Below are 13,816 nucleotides of genomic sequence, written 5' to 3'. Positions count from 1 at the left end.
GTCCGATGCAGTCTATTGAGCCACGGCTGGACCAGGCCTGCTCGACTGCCACGGCATGAAAATTCGACCGGACGGCGGCACCGAATTTCCCTGCGCCGGGGCCAATCCATGTTCGGAGTGTGAAAGCGAGGCCCGCGCATGACCATCCAGTTCACGACGGACGGCAGCCCCGGCCACCGGCGCCTCGCGCTCTGGCAGGACATCGTCTGCGACGTCTTCGTCGAGCTCGACTGCAGGTCGGATCTCGGCAGCGCCTTCCGCGGCTCGGTGACGCAAGCTTCCCTTGGGCGCGCGGTCTGTTCGGATGTCTGCTCGGACCGCCAGCACGTCTTCCGCACGCCGTCGCGGATCGCCCGTTCGGATCTGGATTTCGTTCTCGTCGCGCTTGGCAATCAGGGCGCCGGCGGCGTCGTGCAGGACGGCCGCGAGACCGTGATCCATCCCGGCGAGTTCGCACTCTACGACACCACGCGCCCCTATGAGCTGAGGTTCGATCACGCCTTCACGCAGACCATCTTCAAGGTGCCGCGCGAGATGCTGCAGCGGCGCCTCGGAGCCACCGAGACGCTGACTGCGATCTCGTTCGGCTCCGACGCGCCACTGCAAAAACTCGCCTACGATTTCATCTTCAAGCTTTGCCACAGCGCCGATCAGATCGATCCGCAGCATGCCGTCGCGCTCTCCGAGCAGGCGGTCGATCTCGTCGCCATGGTCCTGAGCGAGCGGCTCGGCAAGACGACGCCGCCCTCCTCGACGCACCGCTCGGCCCTGCTCTACCGGCTGAAGGCACATGTCCGCAGTCACCTCGCCGATCCCGATCTGTCGCTGTCCGACACCGCAGCCGCGCTTCGAATCTCGCCGCGCTATGTCAATGATCTCCTCGCCGATGAGCATACGTCGTTCCAGCGCTACGTGCTCGCCGAACGCCTCGCCCAATGCAGGCGCGACCTCGCCTCACCAATGCTCGCCCACCGCCATGTCGGCGAGATTGCGTTCGCCTGGGGCTTCAACGACCTCTCGCATTTCGGCCGCGTCTTCCGCGAGCATTTCGGAATGTCGCCGCGCGACTTCCGGCAGAGCCAATTGCCGCACTAGACTGGAAATGATTTGATGCTTTGCGCCAATCTCGCGGTCCGTTTTCCTGCAGGGACCGTCCGGCTCTTCCTGATGCTCGTGCGCTGCGCGGCGCTCGACGCAGCCCTTGGGCTGGCGTTGGCGCTATTTGTCTGCATCTCCGGCTCCATGGCCCAGGAAGGGACCACCAAGCTCCGGGTCGCGACCCGCATCGTGCCTCCCTTGGTCATCGAGAAGAACGGCACCCTGAGCGGCTTCAGCATTGAGCTCTGGAACGGCATTGGGGAGCGACTGCATCGCGAGACCGAGTACGTCGTCACGCCCGATGTCGGTGAATTGCTTGCGGCCGTGGAAGGCGGGCGGGCAGATCTCGGGATCGCAGCCATCTCGATCACATCAGATCGCGAGAACAGGTTCGACTTCTCCCAGCCGATCCTGAATTCGGGACTACAGATCCTGGTGCGCGGTACCGCTGCGAATGTCGAGCCGAATCCGCTGCTCGAGTTCGTGGAGTTGTTCTTCTCCCGCACTCTCCTGATCTGGCTTGGCATTGCGCTGCTCCTGATCCTCATTCCAGCGCATCTGATTTTCCTGGTGGAGCGACATCATCACAACGGAATCATTCCAACGAGCCGGTATTTTCCGGGAATCTTCCATGCGATGTTTTGGGCCGCAGGCACGCTGGCGACCCAGGCGGATCAAATGCCCCGGCACTGGATCGCTCGCATCGTCGCCGTGCTCTGGATGTTCACGGGCGTGGTCTTCGTGGCCTTCTATACGGCACAACTGACGGCATCGCTGACGGTCCAGCAGATCAGGGGACCGATCAACAGTCCTCAGGATCTCGTCGGCAAGCGCGTCGGCACGACACGGGGAAGCACGGCCACACTCTATCTGAACGAGGTCAAGGCCGAGGTCCGCGAGTTCGATAAAGTCGATGACCTCTACAAGGCTCTGCTCGATCAGGAGATCGACGCGGTCGTCTTCGATTCACCTGCGCTGCTTTACTACACAGCTCACGACGGCAGGGGATTGGCACGAACCGTCGGGAGCGTCTTCCATCGGGAAGACTACGGCATCGTCTTTCCGACCGGCAGCCCGCTGCGCAAGCACGTGAACGAAGCGCTTCTCGCGCTGCGCGAGAGCGATGCGTATCAGCGGATGCACGAGGAATGGTTCGGCAAGCGCTAGGCCAATGACGCCACAGCGCCGCCCGATGCCGCCGATGTGACCGATCGTGAAGCCGCGAGCGATTGCGGCACCGCAACGCGAACCTCACCTAAGGCCGGTATCAGGTTCCACCCGGGGAGAACGCAATGCGTCCCGTCTTGCTCTTGAGCCTTCTGATCGCGCTATCCAGTGCTGCCAGCGCCGCTCCGGTGCATCACACGCACCGGCACTATGCCGTTGACCGTGCCCCTCGCGCGTATAGGGATCCCATGTCGAGTTTTGGCTATGCGCCGCCTCGGGCGCCGGCCCCCTATCTGTACGTGCCGAGCGATCAACCCGATCCGACGGTTGACAGTCCCTACAAGAACTGGGGCGGCTAGCTGACATCGCGTGCTGCCGGTCACCCGGTTGCATGCGAGTCACGCATTGACGTGCATCAAGCCGATCTTCGCCGGCCTGTGTCATTCGTACACGGGCGAGGATTTGCTGATGCGCCGATTTGCCATGAAGGCACTGTTCACCGCCCTCAGCCTCAACAGAGAGGACAGGAAGCGGATCGATTGGGATCGCAACATCCTGGTATTCTCGACGCTGGTGACTGCAGGTCTGATCGCGCTCTATGTGTTCGGCAAGGCAACGTCGCGCTGGTAGGACGCATGAAGCGATTGCTGCCTTTACTTGCGATCCTCGCCGTGCTGTCGGGCTCGCCGAGCCACGCGCTGGATGCCGAGCAGCAGCACGGCCAAGCCCTCCTGCAAAGAATGTGCGCACGCTGCCACGCGGTGGGCACCTCCGGCGCGAGCCGGAACCGACGGGCCCCGCCGTTCCGCACCCTCGGCGAGAACAAGCTCTACGACACCGACTTCGTGCAACGCCTGCAGAACGGCTATAGCAGCATTCATCGCTTCATGCCGACCTTCCGTTTCGGGCGTGCCGACGCCGAGGCCGTGGTCAACTACCTCAAGGCGATTCAGGAGCCGCGGAAGTCAAACTAGCGCCGAAACAGCGCGCGAAATGCCCTCGCTTGCACTGGAACTATGCCGGGGCGGACCAAGTTGCGACAGCGACAGCCGCTCACGCGACCAAACGCCGTTCACGATGTCGACAACCACCATCGAGCATGCCGATGGCCTGCCGCTGCCGCAGCGCCGCTGGGCGATCCTCACCATCGCGCTCGGCCTGCTCATGGCGGTGGTCGACGGCGCCATCGCCAATGTGGCGCTGCCGACGATCGCGGCCGATCTCGACGCGAGCCCGGCATTCTCGATCTGGATCGTCAACGGCTATCAGCTTGCGATCACGATCTCGCTGTTGCCGCTGGCTTCGCTCGGCGAGATCCTCGGCTATCGCCGCGTCTATCTCGCCGGATTGCTTCTCTTCACGCTTGCTTCCGTGTTCTGCGCCGTCTCGCACGCGCTTGCGATGCTGACGGTTGCGCGCATCGTCCAGGGATTTGGCGCGGCCGGCATCATGAGCGTCAACGCTGCGCTGGTGCGCTTCACCTATCCGCACGCCTTGCTCGGACGCGGCATCGCCCGCAACGCGCTGGTGGTGGCGGTGTCGGCTGCGGTCGGGCCGACGCTTGCTTCGGGCATTCTGGCGCTCGCGACCTGGCCCTGGCTGTTCGCGATCAACGTTCCGATCGGCATGGTAGCGCTCGGGCTCGGCTGGCAATGCTTACCGCACACGCGCCTTGCGGAGCATCGCTTCGATTGGCAGAGCGCGGGCCTCAGTGCGGTTACCTTCGGCGTCGGTATTTTTGCGATCGACAGCGTCGGCCATGGCGAGCCGCTCCTCATTTGCCTGATCGAGTTCGGCGTTGCCGCCATCGCGGGCGCCGTCCTCGTCTGGCGCGAGACGCATATGGCCGTGCCGCTCCTGCCGATCGATCTGTTGCGCATTCCGATCTTCGCGCTCTCGATCGCGACCTCGATCGCCTCGTTCTGCGCCCAGATGCTGGCTTTCGTCGCAATCCCCTTCTACCTGCAAAGCCGCTTCGGCTATTCCGCCGTGCATATGGGGCTCCTGATCACGCCCTGGCCGATCACCGTGGCGTTTGCGGCACCGCTCGCAGGCCGGCTGGTCGAGCACTATCCGGCCGGCCTGCTCGGAGGCATCGGCCTCGTGTTGTTCGCAGGCGGGCTCGCCTCGCTTGCCCTGCTGCCAGCCGTACCCGGGCCGCTGGATATCGCCTGGCGCATGGCGCTCGCAGGTCTCGGCTTCGGTTTGTTCCAGACGCCCAACAACCGCACCATGATCGCAGCCGCACCGCGCGAGCGCACGGGGGGCGCCAGCGGCATGCTCGGCACCGCGCGCCTGCTGGGCCAGACCACCGGCGCCGGGCTGGTCGCGCTGTTTCTTGGCCGTTACCCACAGGAGGGCACGCGGGTCGCGCTCCTCACCGGCGTCGGCTTCGCCCTCTGCGGCGCCTTCCTGAGCATGCTGAGACTGTCGCCCACCGGCGCCCGCGGGGCGGAGCGTGTGCGGGTTCAGGACGGGCAGCAGATGAAGGGGGATTAGCGCTACCCCGGTGGCACAGCCTTGTGCGGCTGGAAGTGCCGACCGCCTGCATGCTCAGACAATGAGCTAAGGCGCGACGATTGACGCGAACCGGTCGCTCGTCTGCCGCGACCAACACGCAGTCCTGTACACGGCTGGCGCTTGGCAACAGAGCCCATCGGCCATCTGGCACCGCCAATCCGCGAGACTGCATTGGGGTGACGCGTGGCCTTCGAATATTGGTGGATCGGTTTGTTCGTCGACGAGCGCGAGCATGCGCTCATTCAGCCGCACTTTGCGGCGGCCGAGGCGAAGAGCGTGTTGCCTGCGGAGGCACGCCATGGTCTTGAGGCCGCAACCGCACGGCGAGCCGGCTTTCTTGCGCTGGCCCGTCCGCAGATATGAGCGCGCGACGTTTGCTCGTTCGCAACAAAAAGGCCGGCTTCGCAGCCGGCCCTTTCAGTTCATGACGCTCCCGGTCAAACCTTGACCAGCGGGCCTCTGGAGGTCGGCCCCTTGGAGGGGCCGCCGGGACCGCCCGGCCTGGATTTGCCTGACGGCGGGCGCTTGCGGGCGCCGGGCAGCTTCTCCTGCTTCGGCGTGACCGGGCCCTCGACGAACTCGAATCCGATCTTGTCCTTCTCGGCGTCGGCCTCGTCCTTGACCAGCACGACGCGGACATGGCCGCCGCCCTTGAGCTTGCCGAACAAGACCTCGTCGGCGAGCGGCTTCTTGATGTGCTCCTGGATCACGCGCGCCATCGGCCGCGCACCCATCTGCTCATCATAGCCGTGCTTGATCAGCCAGGCCTTGGCCTCCTCGGACAGCTCGATCGTGACGTCGCGGTCACCGAGCTGCGCCTCGAGCTGGAGCACGAACTTCTCCACGACCATGCCGATCACGTCGGCATTGAGATGGGCGAAGGAAACGATGGCGTCGAGGCGGTTGCGGAATTCCGGCGCGAATTGCCGGTTGATCGCCTCGTGGTCGTCGCCTTCCCGCTTCGAGCGGGTGAAGCCGAAGGCCTGCCTGGCAAGATCGGCCGCGCCGGCATTCGTGGTCATGATCAAGATCACGTTGCGGAAGTTGACCTGCTTGCCGTTGTGATCGGTAAGCCGGCCATGGTCCATGATCTGGAGCAGCACGTTGTAGAGATCAGGGTGTGCCTTCTCGATCTCGTCGAGCAGCACCACGCAGTGCGGATGCTGGTCGACGCCGTCGGTGAGCAGGCCGCCCTGGTCGAAGCCGACATAGCCGGGAGGCGCGCCGATCAGGCGCGACACCGTGTGCCGCTCCATGTATTCGGACATGTCGAAGCGCAACAGCTCGACGCCGAGGCTGGACGCAAGCTGCTTTGCGACCTCGGTCTTGCCGACGCCGGTCGGACCAGAGAACAGGTAGCAGCCGATCGGCTTCTCCGGCTCGCGCAGGCCGGCTCGCGCCAGCTTGATCGAGGCGGACAGCGACTCGATCGCCTTGTCCTGCCCGAACACGACGCGCTTCAAGGTCTGCTCGAGATGCTTGAGCACCTCGGCATCGTCCTTTGACACGCTCTTCGGCGGGATCCGCGCCATCGAGGCGATCGTGGTCTCGATCTCCTTGATGCCGATCGTCTTCTTGCGCTTGTTCTCGGCAACCAGCATCTGCGCCGCGCCGGATTCGTCGATCACGTCGATCGCCTTGTCCGGCAGCTTGCGGTCGTGGATGTAGCGCGAGGAGAGCTGTACCGCCGCTTCAATGGCCTCGTTGGTATATTTCAACCGGTGGTAGTCCTCGAAGTAAGGCTTCAGCCCCTTGAGGATTGCGATCGCGTCCTCGACCGTCGGCTCGTTGATGTCGATCTTCTGGAAGCGCCGCACCAGCGCGCGGTCCTTCTCGAAATGCTGGCGATATTCCTTGTAGGTGGTCGAACCCATGCAGCGGATGGTGCCCGAGGCGAGCGCCGGCTTGAGCAGGTTCGACGCATCCATGGCGCCGCCCGACGTCGCACCCGCGCCGATCACGGTGTGGATCTCGTCGATGAACAGGATGGCGTTGGGATGCGCCTCGAGCTCCTTCAGCACCTGCTTCAGGCGTTCCTCGAAGTCGCCGCGATAGCGCGTGCCCGCGAGCAGCGTGCCCATGTCGAGCGAGAACACGGTTGCAGCCGCCAGAACCTCCGGCACCTCGCTGTCGACGATGCGCTTTGCAAGGCCTTCTGCGATCGCGGTCTTGCCGACGCCGGCCTCGCCCACGAACAGCGGGTTGTTCTTCTGCCGCCGGCACAGCACCTGGATGGCGCGGTTGATCTCGGAATTGCGGCCGATCACCGGATCGATCTTGCCGTCGCGCGCCTTCTTGTTGAGGTTGACGCAGTAGGTCTCGAGCGCCTCGCCCTTTTTCTTGGAGTCCTCGTTACCCTTGGTCTCGGTTTCCTCGTCGACGCCGCGAACGGGGCGCGCCTCGGAGACGCCCGGCCGCTTGGCGATGCCGTGGCTGATGTAGTTGACCGCGTCGTAGCGCGTCATGTCCTGCTCCTGCAGGAAATACGCGGCATGGCTCTCGCGCTCGGCGAAGATCGCGATCAGAACGTTCGCACCGGTCACTTCCTCGCGGCCGGATGACTGCACATGAATCACCGCGCGCTGGATCACGCGCTGGAAACCGGCCGTCGGCTTGGCGTCGTCGGCTCCATCAGTCACCAGATTTTCGAATTCGGTCTCAAGATAGTTGACGAGACTGGTGCGCAGCTTGTCGAGATCGACGCTACAGGCCCGCATGACGGCTGCTGCGTCGGAGTCATCGATCAGCGACAGCAGCAGATGTTCGAGCGTCGCGTATTGGTGATGACGCTCATTTGCGATCGCCAGTGCACGATGCAGGGATTGTTCAAGGCTTTGAGAAAAAGTCGGCATTCGCGTCCTCTGTGGCCCCCACCATCATGATCGCCATCGCCCGGTCAGGCAACAACAACCTTTGTCACATATAGTTATACAAGATCGCGGCGAAAGAGCGGTTCCGCGACGCTGGACTCACGCGCGGTATTTTCGATGCAAAACCCGTTCCGATTTGGGCGGAGGTGGCGCCGGTCCCCGCTACTCCGGCAGCTCGCCGGCCATGACGGCCGTGAGGATACGACCGGGTGTCATGGATGTCAGAAGGCGCACAGGACGCGGGACGCGCCTACTTCTTTTCCATCACGCATTGCAGCGGGTGCTGGTGCTTGCGGGCAAAGTCCATCACCTGTGTGACCTTGGTCTCGGCGATCTCGTAGGTGAAGACGCCGCATTCGCCGATGCCGTGATGGTGGACGTGCAGCATGATCTTGGTCGCCGCCTCGATGTCCTTGTTGAAGAACTTCTCCAGCACGAGCACCACGAACTCCATCGGCGTGTAGTCGTCGTTCAGGATCAGCACCCGGTAAAGATTGGGCCGCTTGGTCTTGGGCTTGACCTTGGTGATGACCGAGGTGCTCGGGCCGGACGGAGCATTAGAACGGTTCTCGTCACCGCTCATCCGGGGAGCATAGGCGACGGCTGACGCGGGCAGATCGAGGCTGGAAGTTAGTTGCGGCATGGCACAGGCGTTCAAAATCCCCACGGAAGCGTATGGCAACCCGCTGCGCTGCTCCGCCGTCGGAGCCTCGCATAGGCGAGCCTTCTTGTTCGATCGCCGCTCCCGACCGGTCCGGTCCTCACCGGAACGACATCGGTGAATATGGGCCTGCCTCCGGCCCGCCGCAAGCTTGCAAAGACCCGACCTATGCGGCCGCAGCGGTCCCGATTCCCGGTCCCTGGCGATCCTGACCAAGGTTAATCAATCCGGACCCATTTGACAAAAAAATCGATCGGCAGATTTTTCTGCCCTCTTCCAGGAACCCGACGTCAACCCGCGGCAACCATTTCGCAGGCCGGCACCTCCGGTTTTCTACGGTCGAATTGACCAGCCATCCAATCGCGCTCTTCACCGGCAAAGCCTCGCCGGCGACAGCCCGTGTCACGAACTGCAGCGACCATCAAATCAACGAGCGCAAGCAGCAGCAGAACTGCGCGAGCAGCTCAGACAAGTTCTTCATGCTGCCGAGTTCGACCGCGATCGCGACGACCTTCAACAAGGTCCGCATTGCGCTCAGCAAGCTCTGGGTCTCGCAAATAGGCCTCGCGAACGCGGCCACGAAAAAAGCCCGGCTGAACCAGCCGGGCTTTTCCGATTCCAGGACTTGACGAAGTGTTACTGAGCGGCCGGGGTGAACTTCGAGACGATGGTCTCGACCGGCTTGAACGCCTGCTTGGCGAGGTCGTTGTAAAGGCCGGCGATCTTCTGCGATTCCGCAACGAAGGTCTCGTAGGCGGAGCGTGCGAAATCGGTCTGCGCTTCAAGCGCCTTGTCCAGCGACTTCACGCCGGAAAGCTTCTCAACGAAGGACTTGGTGTCTTCGAACGACTTCTTGGTGTAGTCGCCATAGGCGCTGGCGATCGCCTGGATGCCGTGCTGCACCGAGGTCGCGGAGGCGACGCACTGCTCGAACTGCTCTTTCCCGTAGCTCTGAAAGTCTTCAACCTTGAACATCATGGAATCCTTTTTTCCCTGGCTCTCGTCCGGAAGCCTTAGATTTTTCAAGCCTTGGATCTCTCAAGCCTTGGAGTTCTCCTTGGGGCCGCCCGACGCTGCCCATAATTAGTGCAACGCACAAAAAAGTCAAGAATCTTGTGCGACGCACAATAATGCATGCAACTTGAGGTGATTCTCGGATATCTACGCAAGGGTTCCTTAAGCTTTTGGAAACCGAGCGCCCCTACCCTGATTCCCTGGACGTGTTCAGCTTCCGACAAGCGGTCAAAACCGTTTGAGAACATCGCCTTAGCCAGAACAGCGGCTTGAGCCCCAATTGCCGACGATGAGCGCCGGCGGATTGGCGGATCAAGCAGGTCATGGTCCCGGATCTGGAGGGCACAATTTTGCCTCACGAGCCGGTGATCAAGTCAGAAACGGGGACGGGGTTTCATGCTTCGTAAGAACTGGTCTTCCTCGCGCTTGGCGCGGGCTGGGGTCTTCGGGCTTCTTACAATCACCACCGCGGTCATCTTCACGACCGATGCTGCCGAGGCGCGGCGCCATCGCAGCCGGCACTATGCGCACCGCGTGCATCGCGACTCCGGTGAGAGCTACAGCCCGCAATTCGCGTCGATCATCGTCGACGGCAATTCCGGCGCGGTGCTGCAAGCGACGAGTCCCGACGGAATTCGTCACCCCGCTTCGCTCACCAAGATCATGACGCTCTATTTGCTGTTCGAGCGTCTGGAGTCCGGCAAGGTCAAGCTCGACACCGAGATGCCGGTGTCTGAACATGCGGCCGATCAGGATCCCACCAAGCTGGGCTTGCGGCCCGGCCAGACCATCCGGGTCGAGGACGCGATCAAGGGCCTCGTCACCCGTTCCGCCAACGACGCCGCGGTCGTCATCGCCGAATATATCGGCGGCACCGAGGACGATTTCGCCAGCATGATGACGCGCAAGGCGCGTGCGCTCGGCATGTCCAGGACGGTCTATCGCAACGCCTCAGGCCTTCCCAACGACGAGCAGAACACAACGGCGCGCGACCAGGCCACGCTTGGCCGTGCGATCCAGGATCGCTTCCCGCGCTACTACCGCTACTTCTCGACCACGGCGTTCAATTTCCGCGGCCGGACGATCACGGGCCACAATCACCTGCTCGGCAGCGTCGAGGGCGTGGACGGCATCAAGACCGGCTACACCCGTGCGTCCGGCTTCAATCTCGTCAGCTCGATTCACCGCGGCAACCGCTTCCTGGTCGGCGTGGTCCTGGGCGGCCGCAGCGGCGGCTCGCGCGACGCCATCATGCGCAACCTGCTCGCGGAGAACCTCGAGAAGGGCGCGGGCACCCGCACCGTGGCCGCCATCACCGAGCGCAATGGTGCCGACACCAGCACCGACGTCGCCGACGCCTCCGACACGCCAGCGCGTGCAGCACCGCAGGTCCAGGCCGCCGCAGCCCCCGCTCCGGAAGCGCCCGCGCCGCGCCCCTCGCGCCTCGCCGCGCTTGCCGCTGCCACCGCGGCGATGCCGCCGGCCGCCAAGCCGGAGCCCAAGGCAGTCGAATCCAAGGTCGAACCCGCGCCGCTGACCAATGGCGTGATCTCGAGCCAGCCGCTCTCGATCATTCCGGGCTCCTCCGAGCCGATGAAGCCGGTCAAGGTAAAGACGGTTCAGGTCAAGGCCGGCGCCGTGAAGGTCGCTTCCGCCGCCCCGTCGCAACCGGCCCCGCCAATCACCAACACGATCTCCAGCGCGCGTGCTGAAGTCGCGGAAACCTCCGGCGCCGTCGTCGCCAAGGCCGACATCGTCAACAAGCCGGACGTCATTGCCAAGCCCGAAGTCGCCCGCAGCGAGATGCCGCCGCAGCCGCCGGGCTTTGGCACCGGCAACGGCATCCTCGGCGTCCTGCCGGCGTCCAGCGCCGCGGCTCCCGCGCCCGCGCCTGCCGCAAAACTCGCCTCGGCGGAGCCGGCCCCGCAGCCGATCCAGATGAGCGCAACGACCAAGCCGGTCGTCACGCACAGCGGCTGGATCGTCCAGGTCGGCGCGCTGGAGAGCGAGAACGAGGCGCAGCAGCGCATCGAAGCCGCCCGCAGTTCGGCCCGCGGCCTGCTCAGCAAGGCCGATCCGTTCACCGAGGTCGTCGCCAAGGACAATCGCAAGCTGTTCCGTGCCCGCTTTGCCGGGCTCGAGCGCGACCAGGCGGAGGCGGTCTGCCGGACGCTGAAGCGCGCCGACATCTCCTGCATCACCGTCCGCAACTGACGGTGACTAAATAGACCCGATCCCGATGCCCGCGCCTCGTGCGCGGGCATCGTCGTTTCAGGCAAGCGCGAAGGCCGTTTCGCAACAACCTCTCGTCAACGATTTACGGTTAAGTTTTTGCTCAAAGGATCGACCACGCCGACAATGGCGGGCGACATCGGGGCGACGGCAGACAGAGCAGTACGGAGCTGACGCGGTACGGGCGTTTGTAGCGTTAGTTGCCGGAGTTAGCCGTTATGCGTGCGAAGCAGAGTATCCTTGGCCTCGTTTACCCGGGCAGCGAGATACGTCGAGCCCCCCTGGTCGGGATGCAGTTTCTTCATCAAGGTCTTGTGGGCCCGACCGATCTCCTCGCGCCCCGCTCCCGGCTGCAGGCCAAGGATCTGATAGGCTTCCTCCGCCGTCATTTTGCCGCTCGGCGCCGCGCGTCCCTGCCGCCCTGCCGCATCTCCCTGCGCGTTCTGACGCCAGGCGGGAAACCGGCGGTCCAGATAGCTTTCGAGTAGCGCGACGCTCTCCGCATCGAAGGCGGGGCACATCGCAAGCAGCGCGGCGAGATCGAACTCGTCGAGCGAACGCCCGGCATAGGGCCCGGCGACGATCTCGCCCGCAAGCTGGCCGGATTCGTGGTCCAGCCGCATGTCCAGAAATTGCGAGCGGACGCGCGAGGTCTGCCCGGGCGAGCGCGTCGCACCGCCGAACAGCCCGCCGATATTGCCGAAGCTGGAGTTCGCGAGCGGCGTCCAGCCAAGCAGGCCTGCACCGAAGATGCCGAGCGGGATTGCGACCGCCAGTTCGCCCCGCAGCCCCGTAAACGCCGCGACCGCCAGCGCCACGACCCCGCCGCCGACCTTGATGGCACGCGCGAGCACCGCCGGATTGGCGGAACGGAACATCTGGAGCAGCAGATAAAGCGTGACAACGGCGACAGCGCCGGCAATCAGGGTCGGCATGATCCGAATATAGTCTGCCCGCTCGCAAAAAGCATGGACGACCTTCCGACACACGAGAAGTTCGTTTGCCGCGGGCGCTCTTCCGCCGGAAAGTGGGGCCGACGCAGCGCAGAACGGAGCGTGCGATGAGCGCCGAGGGATTGGTGACCCGATCGAGCCATCACGGGCCAAGGGAAACGATGGACCGGCTCGAAGCCGAGGTGAAGGCGAAGGGCATGCGGATCTTCGCGCGGATCGACCACGCCGCCGGCGCCGCGGAGGCCGGGCTGTCGCTGCCGCCGACCGAGGTCTTGATCTTCGGCAACGCCAGGGCCGGCACGCCGCTGATGCAGTCCGTTCAGACCATCGGCATCGACCTGCCGCTGAAGGCGCTGGTCTGGCAGGATGCGTCCGGCGACACTTGGCTGTCCTACAATGATCCCGCATGGCTCGCCCGACGGCACGAGGTCGGCGCCGATGCTGCCGAGGCGGTCGGCAGGATGAGTGCGGCGATCCGAGCGGTCGTGGATACGGCGGCCGCCTGACTACCTCACCTGGCCGATCAGCTTGGCCGCGCCGCTCGTCGTCTTGGCCAGCCTGAGCAGCGCCTCGCGGCCACCGGCGGCGTAGGCCGCTGCCGCGCGCAAGAGCTCGCGCAGTTGCGCCGCCGCGCCCGGATCGAACCTGCACCAGGCCCCGCCGGTCAGCCGTGCGATCTCGCGGAACGCCTGCTCGGCGGTCGCATCATGGCCCTCCTGAAACATGAAGACGGGGACCTTGAGCATGCCGAGCTCGCCGGCTTTGGCGCAGAGCTCGTCGACCTTCTCCTCCATGGCATCGCCGACGAAAACCACCGCACGCACGCCTGAGGATGCCGCTTCGCGTCGCGCCTCCGAAAGCACCCTGCCGATCTGGGTGTCGCCGCCGCGGCAATCGATCTTGCTCATCAGGCGCGCGAGCTTGGTGCTGTCGGAGATCCATCCTGTCGCACGACACTCGTTGAAACCGCGGTAGTAGACGAGCCGGATGTCGAGGCTGCCGAGGGCGGCCGCCTCGCGGAACATGTCGGCCTGGAGCGCACAGGCCATGTCCCAGGTCGGCTGCCGGCTCATCGTGGCGTCAAGCGCGAAAATCAACCGCCCCTTCGCGCCCGGCGCATGTGGCGACATCGCGCGCGCCTTGGCGACGAAGGCCGCGATGTCGTCGCTGGTCGACGTCTTGGCCTGCGGCAAGCTGCCGTCGGCCTCAGCCCGCGCCGACACGGCATCGCCGCTTCGTGGTTTGGTCGGTTCGCCGGACATCCCTGCTCGCACACTGGACTACACCGCCAATATGTGGCG

At 64.3% G+C, this 13,816-nt stretch carries 15 protein-coding genes; 10 read left to right on the top strand and 5 right to left on the bottom strand.

Translation table 11 applies throughout. The features are described 5' to 3' along the window. Positions 1–138 precede the first annotated feature (138 nt). From Q3C01_RS00690 to Q3C01_RS00660, 7 genes are all read left to right on the top strand, one after another. On the top strand, positions 139–1,095 hold the full coding sequence (locus Q3C01_RS00690) for an AraC-like ligand-binding domain-containing protein (RefSeq protein WP_458143055.1): 957 nt from the start codon (positions 139–141) through the stop codon (positions 1,093–1,095). Between the two features lie 15 nt (positions 1,096–1,110). After that, entirely contained in the window at positions 1,111–2,265 is a 1,155-nt protein-coding gene (locus Q3C01_RS00685) for a transporter substrate-binding domain-containing protein (RefSeq protein ID WP_458143054.1), read from the top strand. Positions 2,266–2,390: 125 nt separating this feature from the next. Further along, positions 2,391–2,624, top strand: a complete 234-nt coding sequence (locus Q3C01_RS00680) for a hypothetical protein (protein WP_458143052.1) — start codon at positions 2,391–2,393, stop codon at positions 2,622–2,624. A 109-nt stretch (positions 2,625–2,733) separates the two neighbouring features. Continuing rightward, on the top strand, positions 2,734–2,895 hold the full coding sequence (locus tag Q3C01_RS00675) for a hypothetical protein (protein ID WP_458143051.1): 162 nt from the start codon (positions 2,734–2,736) through the stop codon (positions 2,893–2,895). A gap of 5 nt (positions 2,896–2,900) precedes the next feature. Continuing rightward, positions 2,901–3,239 (top strand): c-type cytochrome, encoded by a 339-nt coding sequence (locus Q3C01_RS00670; RefSeq protein ID WP_458143050.1) that lies wholly within the window; start codon positions 2,901–2,903, stop codon positions 3,237–3,239. A gap of 103 nt (positions 3,240–3,342) precedes the next feature. Continuing rightward, positions 3,343–4,764, top strand: a complete 1,422-nt coding sequence (locus Q3C01_RS00665; protein ID WP_458143048.1) for an MFS transporter — start codon at positions 3,343–3,345, stop codon at positions 4,762–4,764. A gap of 204 nt (positions 4,765–4,968) precedes the next feature. Further along, positions 4,969–5,148 (top strand): hypothetical protein, encoded by a 180-nt coding sequence (locus tag Q3C01_RS00660; protein ID WP_458143046.1) that lies wholly within the window; start codon positions 4,969–4,971, stop codon positions 5,146–5,148. Between the two features lie 74 nt (positions 5,149–5,222). Here Q3C01_RS00660 and clpA read toward each other — a convergent pair whose 3' ends face one another. Beyond that, entirely contained in the window at positions 5,223–7,637 is a 2,415-nt protein-coding gene (gene clpA / locus Q3C01_RS00655) for an ATP-dependent Clp protease ATP-binding subunit ClpA (protein ID WP_458143045.1), read from the bottom strand. A gap of 268 nt (positions 7,638–7,905) precedes the next feature. Beyond that, positions 7,906–8,238 (bottom strand): ATP-dependent Clp protease adapter ClpS, encoded by a 333-nt coding sequence (clpS, locus tag Q3C01_RS00650; RefSeq protein ID WP_458143206.1) that lies wholly within the window; start codon positions 8,236–8,238, stop codon positions 7,906–7,908. 422 nt (positions 8,239–8,660) lie between these two features. On the opposite strand from clpS, the gene Q3C01_RS00645 reads away from it, so the two are divergent. Next, positions 8,661–8,945, top strand: a complete 285-nt coding sequence (locus Q3C01_RS00645) for a hypothetical protein (RefSeq protein WP_458143044.1) — start codon at positions 8,661–8,663, stop codon at positions 8,943–8,945. 7 nt (positions 8,946–8,952) lie between these two features. On the opposite strand, the gene Q3C01_RS00640 is transcribed toward Q3C01_RS00645, so the two are convergent. Next, positions 8,953–9,291, bottom strand: a complete 339-nt coding sequence (locus Q3C01_RS00640; RefSeq protein WP_458143042.1) for a phasin family protein — start codon at positions 9,289–9,291, stop codon at positions 8,953–8,955. Positions 9,292–9,726: 435 nt separating this feature from the next. Here Q3C01_RS00640 and Q3C01_RS00635 point away from each other — a divergent pair, with 435 nt between their 5' ends. Further along, on the top strand, positions 9,727–11,544 hold the full coding sequence (locus tag Q3C01_RS00635) for a serine hydrolase (protein ID WP_458143041.1): 1,818 nt from the start codon (positions 9,727–9,729) through the stop codon (positions 11,542–11,544). Positions 11,545–11,771: 227 nt separating this feature from the next. Here the strand turns inward: Q3C01_RS00635 and Q3C01_RS00630 are convergent, their stop codons facing one another. Then, positions 11,772–12,497 carry a DnaJ domain-containing protein gene (locus Q3C01_RS00630; protein ID WP_458143040.1) on the bottom strand — a complete coding sequence of 242 codons (726 nt, stop codon included), beginning with the start codon at positions 12,495–12,497 and terminating at the stop codon, positions 11,772–11,774. Positions 12,498–12,622: 125 nt separating this feature from the next. Between Q3C01_RS00630 and Q3C01_RS00625 the strand changes: the two genes are divergently transcribed. Further along, on the top strand, positions 12,623–13,021 hold the full coding sequence (locus Q3C01_RS00625) for a DUF302 domain-containing protein (RefSeq protein WP_458143039.1): 399 nt from the start codon (positions 12,623–12,625) through the stop codon (positions 13,019–13,021). Here Q3C01_RS00625 and Q3C01_RS00620 read toward each other — a convergent pair whose 3' ends face one another. Next, positions 13,022–13,777: a VWA domain-containing protein gene (locus Q3C01_RS00620; protein WP_458143038.1), complete on the bottom strand. Its 756-nt coding sequence runs from the start codon at positions 13,775–13,777 to the stop codon at positions 13,022–13,024. Between the last annotated feature and the right edge of the window lie 39 nt (positions 13,778–13,816).

Source organism: Bradyrhizobium sp. UFLA05-109, from assembly GCF_054185165.1.
The sequence above is the reverse complement of the archived record's forward strand: the minus strand, read 5'-3'. Positions and strand labels throughout refer to the sequence as shown.

What these genes read in the sequence shown, in the direction of transcription:
- Q3C01_RS00690 (WP_458143055.1), top strand. Translation starts at nt 139, where the DNA reads ATGACCATCCAGTTCACGACGGACGGCAGCCCCGGCCACCGGCGCCTC.
- Q3C01_RS00685 (WP_458143054.1), top strand. Translation starts at nt 1,111, where the DNA reads ATGCTTTGCGCCAATCTCGCGGTCCGTTTTCCTGCAGGGACCGTCCGG.
- Q3C01_RS00680 (WP_458143052.1), top strand. Translation starts at nt 2,391, where the DNA reads ATGCGTCCCGTCTTGCTCTTGAGCCTTCTGATCGCGCTATCCAGTGCT.
- Q3C01_RS00675 (WP_458143051.1), top strand. Translation starts at nt 2,734, where the DNA reads ATGCGCCGATTTGCCATGAAGGCACTGTTCACCGCCCTCAGCCTCAAC.
- Q3C01_RS00670 (WP_458143050.1), top strand. Translation starts at nt 2,901, where the DNA reads ATGAAGCGATTGCTGCCTTTACTTGCGATCCTCGCCGTGCTGTCGGGC.
- Q3C01_RS00665 (WP_458143048.1), top strand. Translation starts at nt 3,343, where the DNA reads ATGTCGACAACCACCATCGAGCATGCCGATGGCCTGCCGCTGCCGCAG.
- clpA (WP_458143045.1), bottom strand. Translation starts at nt 7,637, where the DNA reads ATGCCGACTTTTTCTCAAAGCCTTGAACAATCCCTGCATCGTGCACTG.
- clpS (WP_458143206.1), bottom strand. Translation starts at nt 8,238, where the DNA reads ATGAGCGGTGACGAGAACCGTTCTAATGCTCCGTCCGGCCCGAGCACC.
- Q3C01_RS00640 (WP_458143042.1), bottom strand. Translation starts at nt 9,291, where the DNA reads ATGTTCAAGGTTGAAGACTTTCAGAGCTACGGGAAAGAGCAGTTCGAG.
- Q3C01_RS00635 (WP_458143041.1), top strand. Translation starts at nt 9,727, where the DNA reads ATGCTTCGTAAGAACTGGTCTTCCTCGCGCTTGGCGCGGGCTGGGGTC.
- Q3C01_RS00630 (WP_458143040.1), bottom strand. Translation starts at nt 12,497, where the DNA reads ATGCCGACCCTGATTGCCGGCGCTGTCGCCGTTGTCACGCTTTATCTG.
- Q3C01_RS00625 (WP_458143039.1), top strand. Translation starts at nt 12,623, where the DNA reads ATGAGCGCCGAGGGATTGGTGACCCGATCGAGCCATCACGGGCCAAGG.
- Q3C01_RS00620 (WP_458143038.1), bottom strand. Translation starts at nt 13,777, where the DNA reads ATGTCCGGCGAACCGACCAAACCACGAAGCGGCGATGCCGTGTCGGCG.